Genomic DNA, 20,936 nt, shown 5'->3' with positions numbered 1-20,936 from the left:
GCCATGCCCACATGGAAACGCCCGCACGCCTGCCGCTGTTCGGTGCTGTCGCTCGCGCTGCTGGCCGCCGCCGCCCACGCCCAGGACAGCGGTGCCGGCACCGACCTGCAGTTCGGCAACTGGCTGGACCCGTCCGGGCGCATCGGCTGGCGCGGCTGCGACCCGGACGGCGGCAGCTGGCTGACCGCCGAGCCCAAGCGCACGCCCACCGGCTTCCTGTATGGCTGCAGCCCCGAACGGCCGGCCTTGGCAGCGCTCGGCAGCCGCGGCTGGACGTGGTCCGGCGACGTCGGGCTGGGCTACCTGCATGTCGGCGGCGACACCGCCAACAGTGCCTGGCGACGCTTCCGCGCCCCCGGCAACGGCGCGGTCCTGCAGGCCGACTTCAGCCTGCGCCACGCCGCCGACGGCCGCTATGCCGACGTGCGCCTGAGCCGGCTGGACCGCGACAACCAGTACTACCGCGCCGTGTTCGGCCAGGCCGGACGCTACAAGGTGCAGGCATTCGCACGCAGCACGCCGAACGTGCTCAGCGGCAACGCACGCGCCATCTGGGACGGCGTCGGCAGCCGCCACCTGACCCTCAAGCCGGGCCTGTCCGCCGCCGCCAGCACCCCGGCGCAGGTCGCCGCCCTCTCCGCCGCGCAACCGCTGACCACGCTGTCGGTGGTGCGCGACAAGCAAGGCGTGAGCATCAACTACCTGCTCAACCCGCGCTGGACCACCTACGCCAGCCTCAGCCATGAGCAGCGCAAGGGCGCGCGGCCGTTCGGCGGCCCGTTCTTCTTCAACTACCCGTTCGCCGACAATGGCGGCATCTACGAGATCCCGCGGCCGATCGACGACAGCACGCTCAACTTCACCGGCGGCGCGCGTTTCGCCGGCAACCTGTGGCGCAGCGACGTCAGCTACACCGGCTCGTTCTTCCGCCACGCCAACCGCAGCTACCGCTATGACGTCCCGTTCGCGGTGAGCTCCGTGGCCGGCGCCCATTCGCCGCCGCTGTACCAGGGCTCGTTCGCCTACGAGCCGGACAACGACTACCACCGGGTCGGCGCCACCTTCAGCCGCAGGCTGCCGGGCTGGAAGGGCGACCTCACCCTGGCCGCGGCGCTGACCACCATGCGCCAGAACGATCGCCTGCTGCCGCCGATGGACTGCCAGGGGGCGTTCGGGCAGGACCTGGCGCCCCCGTTCATGGCCGACTGCGGCCACTGGAACACCACCGCCGCCCTGTCGCGCGACCGCGCCGACCTGGCGATCAACAACCAGAAGGTCGATGCCCGCCTGGTGCTGCAGCCGATGGACGGCGTGACCTGGCGCAGCACCGCACGCTACCTGCGCGAGGACTATGCCGGCACCTACTGGTCCCACAACCCGCTGACCGACCAGTGGGGCTACATCGCCGAGAACGGCGCGCAGGGCGCGGTGGTGCCCGGCGAGATGGGGCTGTGGGACCGCGGCGCCAACAGCTCGGTGCTCACCCGCATCCGCAACCTGCCGCTGGACAAGGAAACCCGCGAGGTCGCCACCGGCCTGGACTGGCGCCCGTCCACCCGCAACACCCTGGGCGCCACCTACAGCTTCACCTGGATCGAACGTGCCCACCGCGAAGTCGCCACCACCCGCGACAACACGCTGAAGCTGACCTGGAACAACCGCAGCACCGGCTGGCTCAACCTGCGCGCCAACTACACCTGGCTGGACCGCAGCGGCAGCCGCTACTACTACGACCCCTACGCGTTCACGTTCTCCAGCGCACTGCCGGACTTCGTCACCCCGGCCGGCGGCCTCGCGCCGCACACCGTCTCGGCGCTGCGCAAGTACGACATCGCCTCGCGCACCCAGCACAAGCTGGACCTGATGGCGACCTTCGTCCTGCCCCGCGACATGACCCTGTACGCCTCGTTCCGCGGCGACCGCAACCACTACGACGCGCAGATCGGCAGGCAGCGGCTGGACAGCTACGCCAGCAGCGTGCAGTGGGAGTGGCAGCCGCGCCCGGACACCACCGCCGGCGCCTGGTATGGCCACGACCGCTCCAAGCTGGTGTTCGCCAACGTCAACGACGCCGCCGGCAGCGACCCCGCGCTGGGCGGCACGGTATATCCCCTGGCCAACCGCTGGTGGATGGACGACGAGCAGCGCAACCACTATGCCGGACTCAGCCTCAACCAGCGCATGGGCCGGGCGACCCTGGACCTGGCCTGGAACTGGACCTACTCCCGGGGCCGCACCGGCTACCGCATGAGCTCGCCCGATGCCTTGACCACGCCGGCCGACGCGGCCCTGGCCAGCGGCCGCTATCCACTGATGGTCTATCGGATAAACTCGTTCACCGCAGGCCTGACCCTGCCACTGGGCACGCGCACGCGGCTGCGCCTGTTCGACACCTGGGAGCGCGGCGATCTTTCCGACTGGCATTACTTCGGCTTTGCCGACACCCTGGTCTACGACCACCGCGTCTACACCGACAGTGGACCGTCGCGCTACAACGCCAACCTGGTCGGCATGATGGTCGAGGTCGCGCTATGAAGACGATGCTGCTGCTGGCTCCGCTGCTGCTGGCCGGGACGCCCGCCGCCGACGCCGGCCCCGCGGCCGATCCACCCGGTGAGGTCGCCACCGCCACCCCGCCCGTCCGCTACGACCTGCGCCGCGCGCAGGCCGTGCCCGGCGATGCGCAGGCCGGGAAAGCCAAGGCCGAGGTCTGCGGCGCCTGCCACGGGGAGAACGGCATCGCGCCGGCGCCACTGTTCCCGAACCTGGCCGGGCAACCGGCCGCCTACCTCTACTGGAGCCTGCAGGCCTACCGCAGCGGACGCCTGCCCGAATCGCCGATGACCGCGCTGGCGGCCACGCTGCAGGAACAGGACATCCGCGACCTGGCCAGCTACTACGCCAGCCTGCCGGTCCCCCCGCCGGCACCGGAGACGGAGACCGCGACGGCCGGGACCGATGCGGCGCTGGCCGGACGCGGCCGCGCCCTCTACCTGGACGGCGACCCCTCCAGAGGGATCCCGCCCTGCCAGGGCTGCCACGGCGACGACGCGCGCGGCAACCCGCTGGCCGGATATCGCGACCGCAGCGGCCGCCTGCCCTATGCCGCCTACCCCGCCCTGCGCGGCCAGCAGCCGGACTACCTGCGTACCCGCCTGCAGCAGTTCCACGGCCAGGCGATCGACGCGTCCAGCAACAGCCGCATCATGGAAGGCGTCGGCCAGCGGCTGGATGCCGACAGCATCGAGGCCCTGTCCACCTGGCTGTCATCGCTGAACGAGTAATACCCGCTCCACGCGCCCCGTACCGGCGCCCCCATCCACGTGTTCGAGGAGTTGCACCATGAACCACCGTATCTTCCTGGCCCTGTTCGCCCTTGCCGGCGTGTCCTCCGCGCATGCCGCGGACACCTGTTCGGTGGACCTGGAGGGCAACGACGCCATGCGCTACAACCTGGCCAACATCGACGTGCCGAAGAGCTGCGGCAACTTCACCATCAACCTCAAGCACACCGGCAGGATGGCCGCCAACCTGATGGGACACAACGTGGTGGTGGCCAAGACCGCCGACATGGCCGGCATCGATGCCGACGGCATCCGCGCCGGGCTGGCCGCCGACTACATCAAGGCCGGCGATGCCCGTGTCATCGCCCACAGCAAGGTGGTGGGCGGCGGCGAGAGCACCACGCTCAGCGTCCCGGTGGCCCGCCTCACCGCCGCCGGGGCCCCGCTTTCGTTCTTCTGCAGCTTCCCGGGCCACTCCGCGCTGATGAAGGGCAGCCTCACCCTGAAGTGATCCGCCCCCGGCGCGTCCGCTGTGCCAAGCACAGCGTCTTGGGCTAATCTTTCCTGGCCGCGGGGCCACGGCCAGCGCTCCGCGGCCAGGGAATGACCCACCATCGTTTCTATCGACGAGCGAGCGGATGTTCAAAGGTTTTCCAGGTTGGTTCCATCGGCTGGGCTCCCCTGCCTATTTCGACGCATTCGCCGCCCGCTGGTCGCCCTGGTGCTATGCCGCCTCGCTGCCGCTGTTCGCCCTGGGCCTGTGGCAGGCGCTGGCGGTGGTGCCGGCGGACTACCAGCAGGGCGACAGTTTCCGCATCCTCTACATCCACGTGCCCTCGGCCTGGATGAGCCTGTTCGTGTTCGGCCTGATGGCGCTGTACGGCGCCATCGCCCTGGTCTGGCGCATCAAGCTGTGCGAGATCCTGGCCATGGCCTGCGCGCCGATCGGCGCCGCATTCACCCTGATCACCCTGCTCACCGGCAGCATCTGGGGCAAGCCGATGTGGGGCACCTGGTGGGACTGGGACCCGCGCCTGACCACCGAGCTGATCCTGCTGTTCCTGTACCTGGGCGTGATGGGCCTGTACGGCGCCATCGACGACCGCCGCGCCGCCGCCCGCGCCGCCGCGCTGCTGTCCATCGTCGGCGTGGTGCTGCTGCCGGTCATCCGCTATTCGGTGGTGTGGTGGAACTCCCTGCACCAGGGCCAGACCATCCGCATGTTCGGGGAGTCCAGCATGGACCCGAGCATGATCCTGCCGCTGTGGCTGATGGTGCTGGCCACCAAGTTCTGGTTCGCCGGGTCGCTGCTGGCCCGTGCCCGCGCCGATAACCTGCGCCGCGATGCCGGCAAGGCCTGGGTACGCGAGCGCCTGGAGGCACGGCCATGAGCTACGCCGGCTATGTCGCCCTGGCCTACGCGGTGTTCGTGCTGGTGCTGGCCTGGGATTTCCTCGCGCCGCGCGTACAGCTGCGCCGGCACCAGCGCGAGGCCCGCAACCGCCTGGCCCGCGCCCAGCGCACGCAGGCGCCGGCCGACGGCGAGGAGCTGAGCCGATGAGCCCCACCCAGCGACGGCGCCTGCTGTTCGTGCTGCTCGCGGTGGCCGCGGCGACCGCGGCCGCGGTGCTGGTGGCCGCGGCGCTGCAGCGCAATATCGCCTACCTGTACACGCCGCTCGAGGTGAAGGCCGGCAAGGTCGCCGACGATGCCCGCTTCCGCCTCGGCGGCATGGTCGCGCAGGGCTCGTTCCAGCGCGCCCCCGGCGCCCTGCAGGCGCGCTTCGAGGTCAGCGACGGCGATGCCCGCCTGCCGGTCAGCTACGACAAGATCCTGCCCGACCTGTTCCGCGAGGGGCAGGCGGTGGTCGCCACCGGGCGCATGGTCGACGGCGTGTTCGTCGCCGAGGAGGTCCTGGCCAAGCACGACGAGACCTACATGCCCAAGGAGCTGGCCGACAAGATGGGCCTGGCCCACGACAAGCACCAGGTCCCGGCGGCGACGGCGGCGACGGCGGAGCGGCGCTGAGTGCTCGCCGAGATCGGACAGGTCCTGCTGATCCTCGCACTGCTGGCGGCCCTGCTGCAGAGCGTGCTGCCGCTGGTCGGCGCGCAGCGCGGCGTGCCCGCGCTGGTGGCCACCGCCCGCCCGGCCGCACTGCTGCAGCTGACCATGGTGCTGGGCGCGTTCGTGGTGCTCACCCTGGCCTTCGTGCGCCAGGACTTCTCGCTGCGCTACGTGGCCGAGAACTCCAACACGCTGCTGCCCATGATCTACCGCTATTCCGCGGTCTGGGGCGCGCATGAAGGCTCGCTGCTGCTGTGGGCGCTGGTGCTGGCGCTGTGGACGGCGGCGGTGGCCGAATGCTCGCGGCGGCTGCCGCCGGTGGTGGTGGCCCGGGTGCTGGCGGTGATGGGCCTGATCAGCGTCGGCTTCCTCGCCTTCCTGCTGTTCACCTCCAACCCGTTCGCGCGCCTCCTGCCCGCCCCGGCCGAAGGCCACGACCTCAATCCGCTGCTGCAGGATCCCGGGCTGATCATCCACCCGCCGATGCTGTACCTGGGCTACGTCGGCTTCGCGGTACCGTTCGCCTTCGCCATCGCCGCGCTGCTCGAAGGGCGCATCGACGTGCGCTGGCTGCGCTGGACCCGCCCCTGGACGAATGTCGCCTGGGCCTTCCTCACCCTCGGCATCGCCCTGGGCAGCTGGTGGGCCTATTACGAGCTGGGCTGGGGCGGCTGGTGGTTCTGGGACCCGGTGGAGAACGCCAGCTTCATGCCCTGGCTGGCCGGCGCCGCGCTGCTGCATTCGCAGGCGGCCACCGAGAAGCGCGGCGTGTTCATCGGCTGGACCCTGCTGCTGGCGATCACCGCGTTCGCACTGTCGCTGCTGGGCACCTTCCTGGTGCGTTCCGGCGTGCTGACCAGCGTGCACTCGTTCGCCGCCGATCCCGCGCGCGGCATGTTCATCCTGGTCTTCCTGGCGCTGATGGTCGGCGGTTCGCTGCTGCTGTACGCGCTGCGCGCGCCGGGGCTGGCCGGCCCGCCCGACCCCCGCCGCGCCTATGCGCTCAATTCGCGCGAGGGCCTGCTGCTGGCCAACAACCTGCTGCTCAGCTGCGCCTGCGCGATGGTCCTGCTGGGAACGCTCTATCCGCTGCTCGCCGACGCCCTGGACCTGGGCAAGGTCTCGGTCGGTCCGCCCTACTTCGGCACCCTGTTCCTGGTGCTGATGGCGCCGCTGGTGGTGCTGCTGCCCTTCGGCCCGCTGACCCGCTGGCAGCGCGGCCAGGGCCTGCGGCCGCTGGCCCTGCTGGCGCCCTGGGCGGTGCTGGCCGTGGTGCTGGGCATCCTCGGCGGGCTGCTGGCCCCGCAGGGCCGCTTCAAGACCGTGGCCGGCATCACGGCGGCGGCCTGGGTCGCGGCCGGCACGCTGTACGTGCTGTGGCAGCGGCTGCGCGCAGGCGGCCGGCCCAATGCCGAGACCTGGGGCATGCTGCTGGCGCACGCGGGCATCGCCGTGTTCCTGGTCGGCGCGCTGCTGGTGGAGGCGCTCAGCGTCCAGCACGAGGTGGCGCTGGCGCCGGGCGGCTCGGTGGAGGCCTCCGGCTACCGGCTCACCTTCGAGGGAGTGGACGCCACCGACGGCCCCAACTACCACTCCGACCGCGGCCACGTGCGGGTCTTCCACGGCGGCCGCGAGATCGCCCTGCTGCATCCGGAAAAACGCATGTACGCCAGCGGCGGGATGCCGATGACCGAGGCCGGCATCCACCCGGCGCTGGGCGGCGACGTGTATGTTGCGCTTGGCGAGTCGCTGGGCGATGGTGCCTGGGCGGTCCGCGTGCAGATCAAGCCCTTCGTGCGCTGGATCTGGCTCGGCGCCCTGCTCATGGCCCTGGGCGGCTTCGTCACCGCCGTCGACCGCCGCTTCCGCCGGTTCCCCGAGAAATCCTGATGTCCGATACCCCGCCCCCCGCCACGCCGCCGCACCGTCTGCCACCGGTCGCGATCCTCCTCGGCGCCCTGTTCTTCGTCGGCCTGATCGGCCTGATGCTCTACGGCGTCGGCCGTTCCGGCCAGCCCGACCGCGACACGCTGCCCTCGGCGCTGATCGGCAAGCCCGCACCGGACTTCTCGCTGCCGGTGCTGCACGATCCCAGCGTCACGGTCAGTGGCCGGGACCTGCGCGGCGCGCCCTACCTGCTCAATGTCTGGGGCAGCTGGTGCCCGAGCTGCCGCGACGAGCACCCCATCCTCACCCGCTTCGCCGAGACCAAGCGGGTGCGCGTGATCGGCTACAACTGGAAGGACCCGCGCGAGGACGCCCTGCGCTGGCTGGAGCAGCTGGGCAACCCGTACATGGTCGTGGTCGCCGACGAGGACGGGCGCACCGCGCTGGACTGGGGCATCGCCGCCGCGCCGGAGACCTTCCTGGTGGACGGCAGCGGCGTCGTGCGCTGGAAGTACAGCGGCGCCCTCACCCAGGAAGTGCTGGACCAGCAGCTGCTGCCGGCGCTGGAAAAGGTCGAGGCCGCGGCCGCGGGGACCGCGCGCCGATGAGCCGGGCGGCCGCCCTGCTGCTGGCGCTGTGCCTGCCGCTGCTGGCGCGGGCGCAGCCCATGGGCGACCCGGCCCCGCTGCAGTACCGCGACCGCGCCGAGGAAGCGCGCTTCCACGCGCTGGCCGCCGAACTGCGCTGCGTGCAGTGCCAGAACCAGTCGCTGGCCGACTCCAACGCGCAGATCGCCCACGACCTGCGCCGCGAGGTCCTGAACCTCATGCGCGACGGCCGCAGCGATGCGCAGATCAAGCAGTTCCTGGTGGAACGCTACGGCGAGTTCGTGCTCTACCGCCCGCGCATGGGCGGCAGCAACCTGCTGCTGTGGCTGGGGCCGGGAGTCCTGCTGCTGGCCGGCGCGGTGGTGCTGGTCGCGCATGTGCGCCGGCGTGGACTCGCCCTGCCCGCGCCGGCGGCCGAGGACGCCAGCCAGGACGAACGCGAATGGTGAACGCGCTGTTCCTGTCGCTGGCCGGGCTGCTGGCCGCGGTCGCCACCGGCACCGCCCTGTGGCCGCTGCTGCGCGCCGGCAAGCGCTCGCTGTGGGGCTCCCTGGTGGCGACGATGGTGGCGGCCACCCTGGGCCTGTACCTGTGGCTGGGCACGCCGATGGCGCTGCAGCCGGCCGCCGCCGGGGCTCCACAGACCCTGGAACAGGCCGTCGAGCAGCTGCAGGCCGCGCTGGACGAACGCCCCGGGCGCACCGACGGCTGGGTGCTGCTGGCGCGCTCGCAGCTGGAGCTCGGCCGCACCGCCGAGGCTGCCGCCGCCTTCGAGCGCGCCGTGCAGCTGGAGCCGGACGAGCCCGAGCTGCTGCTCGAGGCCGCCCAGGCGCGTGCCCGCGCGCATCCGCAGATGCACTTCGACGACACCGCCCTGCAATGGCTGCAGCACGCCCGTACGCTGGCCCCGGACAGCGAGCGCGCGGCCTGGCTGATCGGCATCGTGCAGCGCCAGCGCGGCCAACCCGCCGACGCCGCACGCACCTGGGAGGCCCTGCTGCCGCGCCTGGAGGCCGGCGCCGCCACGGCGCTGCGCGAACAGATCGCCGCCGCCCGCGCCGATGCCGGCCTGCCGCCCATGGCCGGCGCGACGCCGCCGCCAACGGCGGATGCCGCCCGCACCCTCACCGTGCAGGTGACCCTGGCACCGGCGCTGCAGGCCCGGGTCGTCGCCGGCAAGGACACGTTGTTCGTCCTCGCCCGCATTCCCGGCGGCCCGCCGATGCCGGTCGCGGTGCAGCGGCACCCGGCCACGCCCGCGCCCCTCACCGTCACCCTCGGCGATGGCGACAGCCCGATGCCGACGCAGAAGCTCTCCGCACTGGACCAGGTGGAGGTGGTCGCGCGCCTGTCCGCCAGCGGCACCGCGATGCGCCAGGCCGGCGATGTCGAATCGGTCCCGGTGACCGTCGCCCTTCCCGCCGGCAAGCCGCTGCACATCACCCTCGGCCAGCCATGACGCCACGACCGGGGCGGATGCCATGAATCCGGATGAACTCACGTCGCTGTTCGACCGCCAGGCGGCCGGCTACGACGCGCAGTGGGCCAGGACCCGCCCGATCCGCGACTGCCTGCACCTGCTGCTGGATGCGGCTTTCGCCACGCTTCCGGAAAACGCGCACATCCTCTGCGTCGGCCTGGGCACCGGCGCGGAACTGCGCCACCTTGCCCGGAACCATCCCGGCTGGCGGTTCACCGCGGTGGAACCGTCCGGCGCGATGCTCGCCGTCTGCCGGCAGGCGGCCGAGGACGAGGGCATTGCGGCGCGCTGCCATTTCCATGAAGGCTACCTCGACACGCTCGCCGGCGACGACCGGTTCGACGCCGCCACCTGCTTCCTCGTCTCCCAGTTCATCCTCGAGCCGGTGGCCCGTTCCGGATTCTTCCGCGGGATCGCGCGCCGGCTCGTACCGGGCGGAATCCTCGCCAGCTCCGACCTGGCATCGGACGTGGCATCGCCCGGCTACGAAGCACTCCTGCGCGCCTGGATGGCCCTGATGGCGGCCGCGGACGTCCCGGCCGATGCACTGCAGCGCATGCGCGACGCCTACGCCCGGGACGTCGCGATGCTTCCGCCGGAGCAGATCGCCTCGATCATCGCCGCCGGCGGCTTCCAGCCGCCGGTGCCGTTCTTCCAGGCCGGCCTGATCCATGGCTGGCTGTCCCGGCGCGGCGACCCGGCCCGCTGAGCTCAATGCAGTACACGGCCGCGCCAGCGCCACCGGATGGCCCGCCGGCACGCTAACCCCGCCGCATGCCGTGATAACGCCGCGGCATGAAGCGGGGTCCACGTGCCGGCGCGTGGCCGGTAGAATCGGCCGATGACCGAGTTCATCCCTGAAGGCAGCCGTTTCCACGCACTTGCCTCACCGTTCCCGATGAAGCGCGGCGGCCACCTGCATGGCGCCCGCGTCGCCTATGAAACCTGGGGCACCCTGGCCGCCGACGCCGGCAATGCCATCCTGATCGTCACCGGCCTGTCGCCCGATGCCCATGCCGCCGGCCATGCCGGCAATCCCGCCACCGGCTGGTGGGAGCCCATGCTCGGCCCCGGCAAGCCGATCGACACCGACCGCTGGTTCGTGGTCTGCGTCAATTCACTGGGCAGCTGCAAGGGCTCCACCGGCCCGGCCTCCATCGATCCGGCCACCGGGCAGCCCTACCGGCTGTCGTTCCCCGAGCTGTCGGTGGAGGACATCGCCAACGCCGCCGCCGAGGTGGTGCGTGCGCTGGGCATCGGGCAGCTGGCCTGCCTGATCGGCAACTCGATGGGCGGCATGACCGCACTGGCGTTGCTGCTGCAGCACCCCGGCATCGCCCGGACCCACATCAACGTTTCCGGCAGCGCCCAGGCACTGCCGTTCTCCATCGCCATCCGTTCGCTGCAGCGCGAAGCCATCCGCCTGGACCCGGCCTGGAACGGCGGCGACTACGATGAAGCGCACTACCCCGAGTCGGGCATGCGCATGGCGCGCAAGCTGGGCGTCATCACCTACCGCTCGGCACTGGAATGGGATGGCCGCTTCGGTCGCGTGCGCCTGGATTCCGAACACGCCGACGAAGACCCCTTCAGCCTGGAGTTCCAGGTCGAGAGCTACCTGGAGGGCCATGCCCGCCGCTTCGTGCGCCGCTTCGACCCGAACTGCTACCTGTACCTGGGCCGCGCCATGGACTGGTTCGACCTCGCCGAGTACGGCAACGGCGACGTGATGGCCGGCCTGGCCCGGATCCGCGTGCAGCGTGCCCTGGCCATCGGTGCCAACACCGACATCCTGTTTCCGGTCGAGCAGCAGCAGCAGATCGCCGACGGCCTGGCCGCGGGCGGCGCCGACACGCGCTTCATCGGCATGGACTCGCCGCAGGGCCACGACGCCTTCCTGGTGGACTACGACCGCTACGGCCCGGCGATCGGTGGCTTCCTCGAGCGCCTGCCGCCAGCCTGAGCGGCCCCGCCCCGGGCCCGGCCCGAGGCACGAACACCGCGCGCGGGCTACGGCCCGGCACGGAGCGGACAGGTACGCGGCGACGCCCGGCCATGCCCGCGGGGGCGAGTCCCCGCCCCCCTGGTTCCGTCACGGTGCCCCGGTGGCGGCCGTTGGAACGGAGCGCCCGCCCGCGGCCCGCCTAGGCCCCGGCGTACAGCAGCGACCGCCCTCCACCGGCGGACCGGGCGCAGCGCCCCGTGCCGTCGACGATCCCGGCGGCGAGATCATTTCGCTGGCAGGTCGTCCGCGTCCCCGGCCAGCGGGCGCGCATAGCGCACCAGCGACAGCAGGGTCTTGCCCGGCTCTTCGTTCATGACCTCGTGCGCGGAATCCTCGAACCAGACCAGGCGTTTGGAAGGCGCCTGCAGCTGCTCGAACCACTCCGCGGCCAGGCTCGAAGAGACGTTGTAGTCGTGGCGCCCGAGGAACAGCAGCAGCGGGCAGTCCAGGCGCCGCACGCGTCCCATGTCCAGGGTCAGGACCTCGGACAGCAGGTGCTGGGTCGAGAAGTCGTTGCCGGCCCATATCCCGGCCACATCCGCATCGCTGTACTCCGGCGACAGCTGGACCGCGGCCGCCTCGGCGTCGCCGCCCCGCCGGTTGTGGACCATGCCGCCATAGTGGTTGAGCCAGCGGCGCTGCTTCATCAGGTCGGCCAGCGGCACCCGGCGGCTGCCCTCGGCATAGGGAGCCAGGGCTTCGAGCTGGGCCACCGCGGCGGCATTGCCATCGCGGCGCGCCTGTTCCAGGGTCCATGCCCAGCCCCGGCGCTCGCTTTCCGGGGCATTGGTGATCTGGCCGATGCCGATGTAGGCATGCAGCCACTGCGGCCGGCGCCGGGCCAGCTCCAGGCCGAGGTAGCTGCCCCAGGAATGGCCGAGGACGAAGATCCGCTCCTGGCCGAATTCCCGGCGCAGCCAGGCGACCATCTCTTCGGCGTCCTCCACCATGCGCTCGCGCGTCATGGTCGGCGCCAGCGCCTCCGGGCCGTTCTCGACGTAGGTCTTGCCGGCGCCGCGCTGGTCCCACTGCACGACGGTGAAGTACTCCTCCCAGCCACGCTGGAAGTACCAGCTGCTGGGCATCGCCACCCAGCCCGGCCCGCCATGCAGCATCAGCAGCACCGGGTTGCGGCGGTCGTTGCCGCGGATCGAGACCCATTGCTCGATGCCGCCGATGCGGACCTTCTCCAGCCGTTCGACGCCGTCGTCGCTGACGATGCGGCGCATGTCCGCCACGATCCGGGTGGCCTCGGCGCGGCTCGCCGGCGCCGCGACGGCGCTGCCGGCCGCGGCCAGGCACAGCACGACCGGCAGGCAGCGGTGCAGGATGGACAGCAGGCTCATGCGCGGCTCCAGGGTGATCGGGCGCGCATCATAACAACCTCCGCGGCACGCTCACCCCGGCCGCGGCGCGTCGGTTTCCAGCACCAGCCGTCCCTGCTGCAGCCGGTATTGGCGGTGGACCACCCCGGCCGGCAACTGCCCATGGGTGATCATCAGCAGGCTGCGCGGGCCCAGTGCGGCGGCCAGGTCGGCCAGCATGGCATCGGCGGTGTCCACGTCCAGGCCTTCGGTCGGCTCGTCGAGCACCATCAGCGGCGCATCGCGCAGCAGGGCCCGGGCCAGCGCCAGGCGACGCGCCTGCCCTGCGGACATGGTGGCGCCGTTCTCGCCGACCCATGCCTGCAATCCGCCCTGCTGCCGCGCCCAGCCGTCCAGGCGGACCTGCCCGAGCACCGCCCACAGGCGGGTCTCGTCGGCCTGCGGATCGCCGAGGCGGAGGTTGTCGGCGATGCTGCCGGCGAACACCGGCGCGCCCTGCGGCAACCAGGCCAGCTGCCGGTGCCAGGCCGCCTGGGCCATTCCGCGCAGGTCCACCCCGCCATAGCGCACCGCTCCGTGCTGCGGATCCCACAGGCGCAGCAGCAGCGCCGAGAGCGTGGTCTTGCCGCACCCGCTGTCGCCGCGGATGGCGATGCGCTCGCCCGGCTGCAGGCACAGGTCGACGCCATCCAGCAGGCGCCGCGTTTCGCCCGGCCAGCCGAACACCACCTGCTCGAACACCACCGCCGCGGGCACCGCCGGCACCGCTTGCGGCCGTGGCGGGTCGTCCACCGCCGGCGGCGGCTGCACGATGGCCTGCAGGCGCGCGGCCGAGACGCGCGCCGACTGCAGTGCCTGCCAGGCCGGGCCGCAACCTGCCGCCACCTCCAGCAGCGCCACCGTCAGGAAGACCAGCGCCGCGGCCATCGGCGCACTCAGCACGCCGTCCTGGAACGCCGACAGCGCCAGCCACAGCATCGCCAGCAGGCCCAGTCCCGCGCACAGCGCATGCAGCGTGTTGCCGGCGATCAGCCGGCCGCGGCGCCGCGCATCTTCCCCGGCCAGCCGGCGTGCGGCGGCATCCACCCCGGCGCGCCAGCGGTCGCCGGCCTCCAGTGCCCGCAGGTCCGCGGCTCCCTCCAGGCCTTCATAGGCCAGGGTCCGCAGTTCAGTGCGGCACCCCGCACGGCGCGCCTCGTCGCCCGCACGCCGGCGTACCGCCAGCACCGGCACGCCGATGCCCACCAGCAGGGCCAGCAGCAGCAACAGCAGCGCGGCCGGCCAATAGATCGCCGCCGCGGCGGCGATCGCCGCCAGCGCGAGGCCGGCCAGCGCCAGCAGCGGCCCCAGCGCCCGCACCATCAACCCGTCGACCTCGCCGATGTCCGACATCAGCCGTGCCAGCAGCTCGCCGGTGCGGTGGCTGCCCAGGCGCGCCGGCGCCAATGGCAGGGCGCGGCGGAAGAACCACACCCGCAGGTCGCGGGCGATGCGCAGGGTGACATCGTGGCCGACCAGCTTCTCGAAGTAGCGCGACACGATCCGCGCCATGGTCAACGCACGGATGCCGGCCGACGGCGAGAAGAAATTGAAGGTACCGCCGGCACCGAACGCGCCGGCCAGCGCCGCCGCGGTCAGGAAGCCGCCGGACAGCCCCAGCAGGCCGACCCCGGCCAGCATCGTGGTGAGCAACAGCAGCACCGCCAGCAGCAACCGCCAACGGTGGCGGCGGACGACGGCGCGCAGCGTATCGGCAGTGCTCATGCCCGCCCCTCCGTCGCCGGGGCCGCGGGCGCGCCGGGCAGCGTCGCCACCCGGTCGGCCCAGCGCAGCGCCGCCGGGCTGTGGGTGGCCATCACGATCGCGCGGCCCCCGGCGAAGCCGGCCAGTGCATGCAGCAGGTCGGCTTCGGTCTGGGGGTCGAGGAACGCGGTCGGCTCGTCCAGCAGCAGCAGGTCCGGATCGCGCAGCAGCAGCCGGGCCAGGCCGATGCGGCGTGCCTCGCCGCCGGAAAGCCCGAACCCGCGCTCGCCGATCACGGTATCCAGGCCGCGCGGCAGCGGTGCGGCGAAACGCATCACCTGCGCGGCCTCGGCCACGGCCTGCAAGCGTGCCGTGCTGGCACCGGGGTCGGCCAACCGCAGGTTGTCGGCGATCGAACCATGGAACAGGTACGGGCGCTGGCCGGCATACCCCACCCGCACTCCGTCGCGCAGCACGATGCGCCCGCCGCGCGGCGGCAACCAGCCGGCCAGCGCCTCCAGCAGGGTGCTCTTGCCACTGCCGCTGGGGCCGGCCAATGCGACCCGCTCGCCGGCGGCGACGGTCAGCGAGAAGCCGCTCAGTACGTCATGGCCGGCGCCCTGCGGCCGCAGTACCAGCGCCTCCACCCGCGCCAGCGGCGCGCTCCGTGGCGGCTCCGGCGCGGCCACCGCCGCGGCCGGCGCCTCTTCCGGCGGCGATGGCGCGGCGTCCGCGTCCTGCAGCAGGCGCTCCACCTCGGCCGCGGCCGCCAGCGCATTGGCACGGTCGTGGTAGTGGGCCGCCAACCGCCGCATCGGCGCGTAGAACTCCGGCGCCAGCAACAGGCAGAACATGCCCGTGGCCAGCGTCGGCACCGACGCATGCAGCGACATCAGCCCCAGGTAGCTCAGGCCGAGGTACAGGGCCACCATCGCCACGCTCACCGAGGCGAAGAATTCCAGCACGGTGGACGACAGGAACGCGATCCGCAGCACCTTCATGCTGCGTACGCGCACGCCCTCGGCGGCGGCGGCGATGCCCGCCAGCTCGGTCTCCCCGCGGCCGTATAGGCGCAGCAGGCCCAGGCCCTTGATGCGGTCGGCGAAATGCCCGCCCATGCGCGCCAGCTCCTGCAGCTGCTCGCGCCCGGCGGCCTCCGCGCCCCACCCCACCAGCATCATGAACACCGGCGCCAGCGGCGCGGTGAACAGCAGCAGCAGCGCCACCACCCAGTCGACCCAGGCCACCGCCAGCACGATCAGCACGGGCACCACGGCCACTTCGATGCGCACCGGCTGGAAACCGGCGTAGTACCCCTCGATCGCATCGCCATGGGCCAGCACCAGCTCGCCCAGTTCCCCGGTCCGCTGCCGGCGCAGCCACAGCGGTCCCTTGTCCAGCAGCCGGCGGTAGACCTGCTCGCGCAGCGCCAGCCGGGCGGCATCGGCCACCTCGCCGGCGGCCTTCTGCGCCAGGGCACCCAGGCCGCTGCGGGCCACCAGCACCAGCGCCAGCAGGAGGAAGACCGGCGCCAGTTCCGGCAGCCCCCGGCGCGCCACCAGCACCGCATGGATCAGCCAGGCGATCGCGCCGGCCTGCACGACCAGCAACGCACCGGACAGGCATACCGCCACTGCCGCCGTCCGCTGCGCGTTGCGGGCACCACCGGCCAGTTCCGCCAGCCATTGCTGCTGCCGGCGGCGCTGCCGGCGCGGGTCGGGTGCCGGTTGTGGGATATCGGTCAACGCTGCGGACCTGCTGAGATGGAACTATGCGATTGTAGGCATGCCGGGATGCCCCTGCCTGCCACCCTCATCGCTGCGACCCTTTGTCGCATTGATCCGGATCAATGCCAGGAGCCCCCGGAGGAGCCACCATCCGTTTCAACATGATCCCCCCTTTCCATCTGATTTACGGACCCTACGAGGTAGGCAGGCCATGATTGATTCGACAGTCGTAGAGCTGTCGCGGCTGCAGTTCGCGGCGACCGCGATGTACCACTTCCTTTTCGTCCCGCTCACGCTGGGGCTGTCCTTCATGATCGCCATCATGGAGAGCGTCTATGTGATGACCGGCAAGGACGTCTGGCGCCGCATGACGCTGTTCTGGGGCGTGCTGTTCGGCATCAACTTCGCCATGGGCGTGGGCACCGGCATCGTCATGGAGTTCCAGTTCGGCATGAACTGGTCCTACTACAGCCACTACGTCGGCGACATCTTCGGTGCGCCGCTGGCCATCGAGGGCCTGATGGCGTTCTTCCTGGAAGCGACCTTCATCGGCCTGTTCTTCTTCGGCTGGAACCGCCTGTCGCGGGTGCAGCACCTGACCGTGACCTGGCTGATGGCGCTGGGCACCAACCTGTCGGCGCTATGGATCCTGATCGCCAACGGCTGGATGCAGAACCCGGTCGGCGCGGTGTTCAACCCGGAAACCATGCGCATGGAAGTCGTGGACTTCATGGCCGTGCTGTTCAACCCGGTGGCGCAGGCCAAGTTCGTGCACACGGTCTCGGCCGGCTACGTGACCGGCGCGGTGTTCGTGATGTCCATCAGCGCGTTCTTCCTGCTGCGCAACCGCCACCATGACGTGGCCCGGCGCTCGTTCGCGGTGGCCGCGGCCTTCGGCCTGCTGTCCTCGCTGTCGGTGGTCGTGCTCGGCGACGAAAGCGGCTATGCCGCCAACGAGCACCAGAAGATGAAGCTGGCGGCGATCGAGGCGATGTGGGAGACCGAGCGTGCGCCGGCCGACTTCACCGCCTTCGGCATCCCCAACCAGAAGACCCACCAGAACGACTACGCGGTCAAGATCCCGTACCTGATGGGCCTGATCGCCACCCGTTCGCTGGACCAGCCCATCCCGGGCATCCTGGAACTGGTCGAGCGCGCCGAGCACCGCGTGCGTGGCGGCCAGCTCGCCTATGGCGCGCTGGAACGCATCCGCCAGGACAAGGGCGACACCGAGGCGCGCGAGATGTTCGACCGCCACTGGCAGGACCTGGGCCACGGCCTGCTGCTCAAGCGCTACCGCGACGACATCCTCAACGCCACGCCCGAGGAGATCGCGCAGGCGGCGGTGGACACAGTACCCACGGTGGCCCCGCTGTTCTGGACCTTCCGCATCATGGCCGGCCTGGGCTTCTACCTGATCGCCTTCTTCGCGGTCGCCTTCTACTACTCGTGCCGGCACAACTTCCAGGACAAGCGCGGCTTCCTGAAGGTCGCGCTGTGGACGCTGCCGGCGCCGTGGATCGCGATCGAGTGTGGCTGGTTCATCGCCGAGTACGGCCGCCAGCCGTGGGCGGTGGACGGCGTCCTGCCGACCTTCTACGCGGCCTCCGGGCTGGCGCTGCACGAGATCGTGCTGACCCTGTCCGGCTTCACCGCGCTGTACACGGTGCTGATGATCATCGAGATCAAGCTGATGCTGAAGGCCATCCGCAAGGGACCGGACGACATCCTGCCCTCGCTGCAGCCGTCCGCTCACCCCCACGCCGCCCCGGCCCCCGGCCAGGCCTAAGGCAGGAGAACCCTCATGGATTTCGTACTTCTGGACTACACGACGCTGCGCGTGATCTGGTGGCTGCTGCTGGGCGTGCTGCTGATCGGCTTCGCGGTGATGGATGGATTCGACCTCGGCGTCGGCGCACTGCTGCCGTTCGTGGCCAGGACCGATGAAGAACGCCGGCTGGTGATCAACACCGTCGGCCCGGTGTGGGAAGGCAACCAGGTGTGGCTGGTGCTGGGCGGCGGCGCGATCTTCGCCGCCTGGCCGCCGCTGTACGCGGTGAGCTTCTCCGGCTTCTACCTGGCCATGTTCGTCATCCTGTTCGCCCTGATCCTGCGCCCGGTGGGCTTCAAGTACCGCGGCAAGATGCCCAGCCAGCGCTGGCGCGACAGCTGGGACTGGGCGCTGTTCATCGGCGGCTTCGTGCCGGCGCTGATCATGGGCGTGGCGGTGGGCAACGTGCTGCTGGGCGTGCCGTTCCACTTCGACGACAGCCAGCGCGTGTTCTACACCGGCGGCTTCTTCGGCCTGCTGACCCCGTTCGCCCTGCTGGCCGGCCTGCTCAGCGTGGCGATGCTGGTCGCCCACGGTGCCTCCATGCTGGTGCTGAAGACCGACGGACCGGTCGCCGAGCGCGCCGCGCGCATGGGCAGCATCGCCGCCGTGCTCAGCTTCGTGCTGTTCGCCGTCGGCGGCCTGTGGGTCGCCCTGGGCCTGCCCGGCTACGCGATCACCTCGCAGGTCGTCAGCGACGGCGCCAGCAACCCGCTGCTGAAGACCGTGGAAACCACCGCTGCCGGTGGCTGGATGCACAACTACAGCACCATGCCGGCCACGATCCTGGCACCGGTGGTGGGCCTGCTCGGCGCGTTGGTCGCGGCCGTGCTGCTGCGCCGGAAGCGCGGCGGCCTGGCCTTCATCGCGACCGGGGCCTCGATCGCCGGCATCATCTTCACCGTCGGCTTCGCGATCTTCCCGTTCCTGCTGCCGTCCTCGAGCCAGCCCGGCTCCAGCCTGGTTGCCTGGGACGCTTCGTCCAGCCACCTGACGCTGTGGATCATGCTGCTGGCCACGGTGCTGCTGCTGCCCATCGTCATCGCCTACACCATCTGGGTATACCGCGTGCTCAAGGGCAAGACCACGCTGGCGGAGATGGGCGAGAACCCCAACGCCTACTGACCCCCTTCACGATCGTTCAAGGAGTATCGCCATGTGGTATTTCGCCTGGATCCTCGGCGTCGGACTCGCCTCCACCGCCGCCATCCTCAACGGCATGTGGTTCGAAGCGCGCGAACAGCGCAAGGCCGACTGACGTGACCACCCTCCGGCTATTGCAAGAGCAAGGGCCGGAGGGTATCTTTCCCGCCTCCTTCGCGGGGTGTAGCTCAGTCTGGTAGAGCGCTACGTTCGGGACGTAGAGGTCGCAGGTTCGAATCCTGTCTCCCCGACCAAGGTCGGAACACGCGAAACCCGGCAGACACCGTCTGCCGGGTTTTTCCGTTCCCAGGCGCCGGCTTCCGCAGGCCGCCGCCGGCGCAGCGCGGAAGCCCTCCGCGCCGGCACGTTTCCAGCGTCCCGGCTATTGCGCCCTTCACATGCGGCCGCTACAATAGGCGGCTCCTTCGGGGTGTAGCTCAGTCTGGTAGAGCGCTACGTTCGGGACGTAGAGGTCGCAGGTTCGAATCCTGTCTCCCCGACCAGTTTCGACAACAGCCGGCCTTGTGCCGGCTTTTGTCTTTGGCGGACCGCGCGGTTCCAGCGTAGCGCCCGCGCCGGAACCCACGCCATGTCCAGCCCCTCACCACACGCCGCACCGCTCCCCCTGCTCAAGGGGCGCGTGCTGGCGTTCGCCGCCATCCTCCTGGTCTCGGCCAACCTGCGCAGCGCGGTCACCTCGCTGACGCCGCTGCTGGACCGGCTCGGCCACGTCTTCGATTTCGGCAGCGGCATGACCGGCGTGCTCGGGATGATGCCCACCGCCGCCTTCGCGCTGTTCGGCCTGGCCACGCCCCGGCTGATCCGCCGCATCGGGCTGGAACGCGCCGCCGCCCTGACCATGCTGCTGGCCACGGTCGGCCTGCTGCTGCGCGCCAGTGCCGGCGGTGTCGGCATGCTGCTGTTCGGCTCGGCGGTCGCACTGGCCGGCATGGGCATCGGCAACGTGGTGGTACCGCCGCTGGTCAAGCGCTATTTCGCCGACCGTGTCGGCACCCTGAGCACGCTCTACATCACCGTGCTGCAGGCCGGCACCATGATCCCGGCGCTGCTCGCGGTGCCCATGGCCGACCGCTACGACTGGCGCATCTCGCTGGGCATGTGGTCCTTGCTGTCGCTGGCGGCGCTGCTGCCGTGGGTGCTGCTGGCCGCCCGCGCGCCGCGCGCCTCCAGCCCCGATGCGCCGGCCGCGGCGCAGGCGCCGGGGCGGGTGTGGATGACCCCGCTCGGCTGGGGCATGGCACTGATGTTCGGCATGACCTCGCTGTGCACCTATTCGATGTTCACCTGGCTGCCCAAGGTGATGGTCGAAGCCGGCGCCAGCGAGACCACCGGCGGCATCATGGTCGCCCTGTACTCCGCGGTCGGCCTGCTGCCCTCGCTGCTGGTGCCGGCGCTGGCGGTACGCATGCGCAACCCGTTCCCGATCGCGCTGCTGGCGTTCGTCCTCAATGCGGCGGCCTTCGCCGGCCTGCTGTGGGCGCCGATGCAGGCCCCTTGGCTGTGGGCGGTGATCGCCGGCCTGGGCCCGTCGACCTTCCCGCTGGGCCTGACCCTGATCAACCTGCGCACGCGCACCCCGGCCGGTTCGGCGGCGCTGTCCGGCTTCATGCAGGGCGTCGGCTACAGCCTGGCCAGCCTCGGCCCGCTGCTGTTCGGCGCGCTGCATGCGCACAGCGGCGGCTGGGGCGCCTCGTTCGGTTTCCTGATGACGTGCACCCTGGTCCTGCTGACCGCGGCCTGGTTCGCGTGCAAGCCGCAGCAGCTGGAAGACCACTGGCGCTGAGCACGCGTGGCCGGGAACCCCGGCCGCGGCGG

General features: G+C 71.3%; 19 protein-coding genes and 2 tRNA genes. 18 read left to right on the top strand and 3 right to left on the bottom strand.

The annotated features are described in order from the left end of the window. Window positions 1-3: 3 nt before the first annotated feature. The 12 genes from K5L01_RS03380 to metX all read left to right on the top strand — a co-directional run bounded on the left by K5L01_RS03380 (window position 4) and on the right by metX (window position 11,289). Complete coding sequence (locus tag K5L01_RS03380) at window positions 4-2,535, top strand: MtrB/PioB family outer membrane beta-barrel protein (protein WP_250061948.1); 2,532 nt, start codon at window positions 4-6, stop codon at window positions 2,533-2,535. Next, window positions 2,532-3,284 carry a c-type cytochrome gene (locus K5L01_RS03375; RefSeq protein ID WP_250061947.1) on the top strand — a complete coding sequence of 251 codons (753 nt, stop codon included), beginning with the start codon at window positions 2,532-2,534 and terminating at the stop codon, window positions 3,282-3,284. Before K5L01_RS03380 ends, K5L01_RS03375 begins: the two co-directional genes overlap by 4 nt. 58 nt (window positions 3,285-3,342) lie before the next feature. Continuing rightward, window positions 3,343-3,795 (top strand): azurin, encoded by a 453-nt coding sequence (azu, locus tag K5L01_RS03370; protein WP_250061946.1) that lies wholly within the window; start codon window positions 3,343-3,345, stop codon window positions 3,793-3,795. Between the two features lie 127 nt (window positions 3,796-3,922). Beyond that, on the top strand, window positions 3,923-4,675 hold the full coding sequence (gene ccmC, locus K5L01_RS03365; RefSeq protein ID WP_250061945.1) for a heme ABC transporter permease CcmC: 753 nt from the start codon (window positions 3,923-3,925) through the stop codon (window positions 4,673-4,675). After that, entirely contained in the window at window positions 4,672-4,845 is a 174-nt protein-coding gene (ccmD, locus tag K5L01_RS03360; protein ID WP_250061944.1) for a heme exporter protein CcmD, read from the top strand. Before ccmC ends, ccmD begins: the two co-directional genes overlap by 4 nt. Next, entirely contained in the window at window positions 4,842-5,312 is a 471-nt protein-coding gene (gene ccmE, locus K5L01_RS03355) for a cytochrome c maturation protein CcmE (RefSeq protein ID WP_250061943.1), read from the top strand. The genes ccmD and ccmE overlap by 4 nt, the downstream gene beginning before the upstream one ends. Beyond that, window positions 5,313-7,241, top strand: a complete 1,929-nt coding sequence (locus K5L01_RS03350) for a heme lyase CcmF/NrfE family subunit (RefSeq protein ID WP_250061942.1) — start codon at window positions 5,313-5,315, stop codon at window positions 7,239-7,241. After that, complete coding sequence (locus K5L01_RS03345; RefSeq protein WP_250061940.1) at window positions 7,241-7,846, top strand: DsbE family thiol:disulfide interchange protein; 606 nt, start codon at window positions 7,241-7,243, stop codon at window positions 7,844-7,846. The genes K5L01_RS03350 and K5L01_RS03345 overlap by 1 nt, the downstream gene beginning before the upstream one ends. Beyond that, window positions 7,843-8,295 carry a cytochrome c-type biogenesis protein gene (locus K5L01_RS03340; RefSeq protein ID WP_250061938.1) on the top strand — a complete coding sequence of 151 codons (453 nt, stop codon included), beginning with the start codon at window positions 7,843-7,845 and terminating at the stop codon, window positions 8,293-8,295. Before K5L01_RS03345 ends, K5L01_RS03340 begins: the two co-directional genes overlap by 4 nt. Next, a complete protein-coding gene (locus tag K5L01_RS03335) occupies window positions 8,289-9,305 on the top strand; it encodes a tetratricopeptide repeat protein (RefSeq protein WP_250061936.1) in 1,017 nt (338 codons plus the stop codon). The genes K5L01_RS03340 and K5L01_RS03335 overlap by 7 nt, the downstream gene beginning before the upstream one ends. A gap of 22 nt (window positions 9,306-9,327) precedes the next feature. Continuing rightward, window positions 9,328-10,035, top strand: a complete 708-nt coding sequence (locus K5L01_RS03330) for a class I SAM-dependent methyltransferase (RefSeq protein ID WP_250061934.1) — start codon at window positions 9,328-9,330, stop codon at window positions 10,033-10,035. 132 nt (window positions 10,036-10,167) lie between these two features. After that, a complete protein-coding gene (gene metX, locus K5L01_RS03325) occupies window positions 10,168-11,289 on the top strand; it encodes a homoserine O-acetyltransferase MetX (RefSeq protein WP_250061933.1) in 1,122 nt (373 codons plus the stop codon). A 266-nt stretch (window positions 11,290-11,555) separates the two neighbouring features. Here metX and K5L01_RS03320 read toward each other — a convergent pair whose 3' ends face one another. From K5L01_RS03320 to cydD, 3 genes are read right to left on the bottom strand one after another with little or no spacing between them, the layout of a single operon-like run. Next, a complete protein-coding gene (locus tag K5L01_RS03320; protein ID WP_250061932.1) occupies window positions 11,556-12,677 on the bottom strand; it encodes an alpha/beta fold hydrolase in 1,122 nt (373 codons plus the stop codon). 51 nt (window positions 12,678-12,728) lie between these two features. Beyond that, on the bottom strand, window positions 12,729-14,420 hold the full coding sequence (gene cydC / locus K5L01_RS03315) for a thiol reductant ABC exporter subunit CydC (protein ID WP_250061931.1): 1,692 nt from the start codon (window positions 14,418-14,420) through the stop codon (window positions 12,729-12,731). Further along, a complete protein-coding gene (gene cydD / locus K5L01_RS03310; protein ID WP_425603851.1) occupies window positions 14,417-16,135 on the bottom strand; it encodes a thiol reductant ABC exporter subunit CydD in 1,719 nt (572 codons plus the stop codon). Before cydD ends, cydC begins: the two co-directional genes overlap by 4 nt. Window positions 16,136-16,337: 202 nt before the next feature. Between cydD and K5L01_RS03305 the strand changes: the two genes are divergently transcribed. The 6 genes from K5L01_RS03305 (at window position 16,338) to K5L01_RS03280 (ending at window position 20,904) form a co-directional block, all read left to right on the top strand. Next, entirely contained in the window at window positions 16,338-17,915 is a 1,578-nt protein-coding gene (locus K5L01_RS03305) for a cytochrome ubiquinol oxidase subunit I (RefSeq protein ID WP_250061929.1), read from the top strand. A gap of 15 nt (window positions 17,916-17,930) precedes the next feature. Further along, window positions 17,931-19,082, top strand: coding sequence for a cytochrome d ubiquinol oxidase subunit II (cydB, locus tag K5L01_RS03300; RefSeq protein WP_250061928.1), 1,152 nt, complete (start codon window positions 17,931-17,933; stop codon window positions 19,080-19,082). A gap of 31 nt (window positions 19,083-19,113) precedes the next feature. After that, window positions 19,114-19,215: a cytochrome bd-I oxidase subunit CydX gene (gene cydX, locus K5L01_RS03295; protein ID WP_250061926.1), complete on the top strand. Its 102-nt coding sequence runs from the start codon at window positions 19,114-19,116 to the stop codon at window positions 19,213-19,215. 62 nt (window positions 19,216-19,277) lie between these two features. Then, window positions 19,278-19,354: transfer RNA gene (locus K5L01_RS03290), tRNA-Pro, on the top strand. A gap of 172 nt (window positions 19,355-19,526) precedes the next feature. Further along, a tRNA-Pro gene (locus K5L01_RS03285) sits at window positions 19,527-19,603 on the top strand. An 86-nt stretch (window positions 19,604-19,689) separates the two neighbouring features. Then, entirely contained in the window at window positions 19,690-20,904 is a 1,215-nt protein-coding gene (locus K5L01_RS03280) for a CynX/NimT family MFS transporter (RefSeq protein WP_250061924.1), read from the top strand. The last annotated feature ends 32 nt before the right edge of the window (window positions 20,905-20,936 follow it).

The organism is Stenotrophomonas mori (assembly GCF_023556335.1).
In the GTDB taxonomy this organism is placed as follows: Bacteria; Pseudomonadota; Gammaproteobacteria; order Xanthomonadales; family Xanthomonadaceae; genus Stenotrophomonas; species Stenotrophomonas mori.
Note: the sequence above shows the minus strand (reverse complement) of the source record. Positions and strands in the feature narration are given on the sequence as shown.

Excerpts from the sequence above, each read along its gene's own strand:
- K5L01_RS03380 (WP_250061948.1), top strand. The coding sequence starts at position 4 with ATGCCCACATGGAAACGCCCGCACGCCTGCCGCTGTTCGGTGCTGTCG.
- K5L01_RS03305 (WP_250061929.1), top strand. The coding sequence starts at position 16,338 with ATGATTGATTCGACAGTCGTAGAGCTGTCGCGGCTGCAGTTCGCGGCG.
- K5L01_RS03375 (WP_250061947.1), top strand. The coding sequence starts at position 2,532 with ATGAAGACGATGCTGCTGCTGGCTCCGCTGCTGCTGGCCGGGACGCCC.
- ccmE (WP_250061943.1), top strand. The coding sequence starts at position 4,842 with ATGAGCCCCACCCAGCGACGGCGCCTGCTGTTCGTGCTGCTCGCGGTG.
- K5L01_RS03320 (WP_250061932.1), bottom strand. The coding sequence starts at position 12,677 with ATGAGCCTGCTGTCCATCCTGCACCGCTGCCTGCCGGTCGTGCTGTGC.
- K5L01_RS03345 (WP_250061940.1), top strand. The coding sequence starts at position 7,241 with ATGTCCGATACCCCGCCCCCCGCCACGCCGCCGCACCGTCTGCCACCG.
- ccmD (WP_250061944.1), top strand. The coding sequence starts at position 4,672 with ATGAGCTACGCCGGCTATGTCGCCCTGGCCTACGCGGTGTTCGTGCTG.
- cydB (WP_250061928.1), top strand. The coding sequence starts at position 17,931 with ATGGATTTCGTACTTCTGGACTACACGACGCTGCGCGTGATCTGGTGG.
- K5L01_RS03340 (WP_250061938.1), top strand. The coding sequence starts at position 7,843 with ATGAGCCGGGCGGCCGCCCTGCTGCTGGCGCTGTGCCTGCCGCTGCTG.
- metX (WP_250061933.1), top strand. The coding sequence starts at position 10,168 with ATGACCGAGTTCATCCCTGAAGGCAGCCGTTTCCACGCACTTGCCTCA.
- K5L01_RS03330 (WP_250061934.1), top strand. The coding sequence starts at position 9,328 with ATGAATCCGGATGAACTCACGTCGCTGTTCGACCGCCAGGCGGCCGGC.
- cydX (WP_250061926.1), top strand. The coding sequence starts at position 19,114 with ATGTGGTATTTCGCCTGGATCCTCGGCGTCGGACTCGCCTCCACCGCC.
- azu (WP_250061946.1), top strand. The coding sequence starts at position 3,343 with ATGAACCACCGTATCTTCCTGGCCCTGTTCGCCCTTGCCGGCGTGTCC.
- cydC (WP_250061931.1), bottom strand. The coding sequence starts at position 14,420 with ATGAGCACTGCCGATACGCTGCGCGCCGTCGTCCGCCGCCACCGTTGG.
- ccmC (WP_250061945.1), top strand. The coding sequence starts at position 3,923 with ATGTTCAAAGGTTTTCCAGGTTGGTTCCATCGGCTGGGCTCCCCTGCC.
- K5L01_RS03280 (WP_250061924.1), top strand. The coding sequence starts at position 19,690 with ATGTCCAGCCCCTCACCACACGCCGCACCGCTCCCCCTGCTCAAGGGG.
- K5L01_RS03335 (WP_250061936.1), top strand. The coding sequence starts at position 8,289 with ATGGTGAACGCGCTGTTCCTGTCGCTGGCCGGGCTGCTGGCCGCGGTC.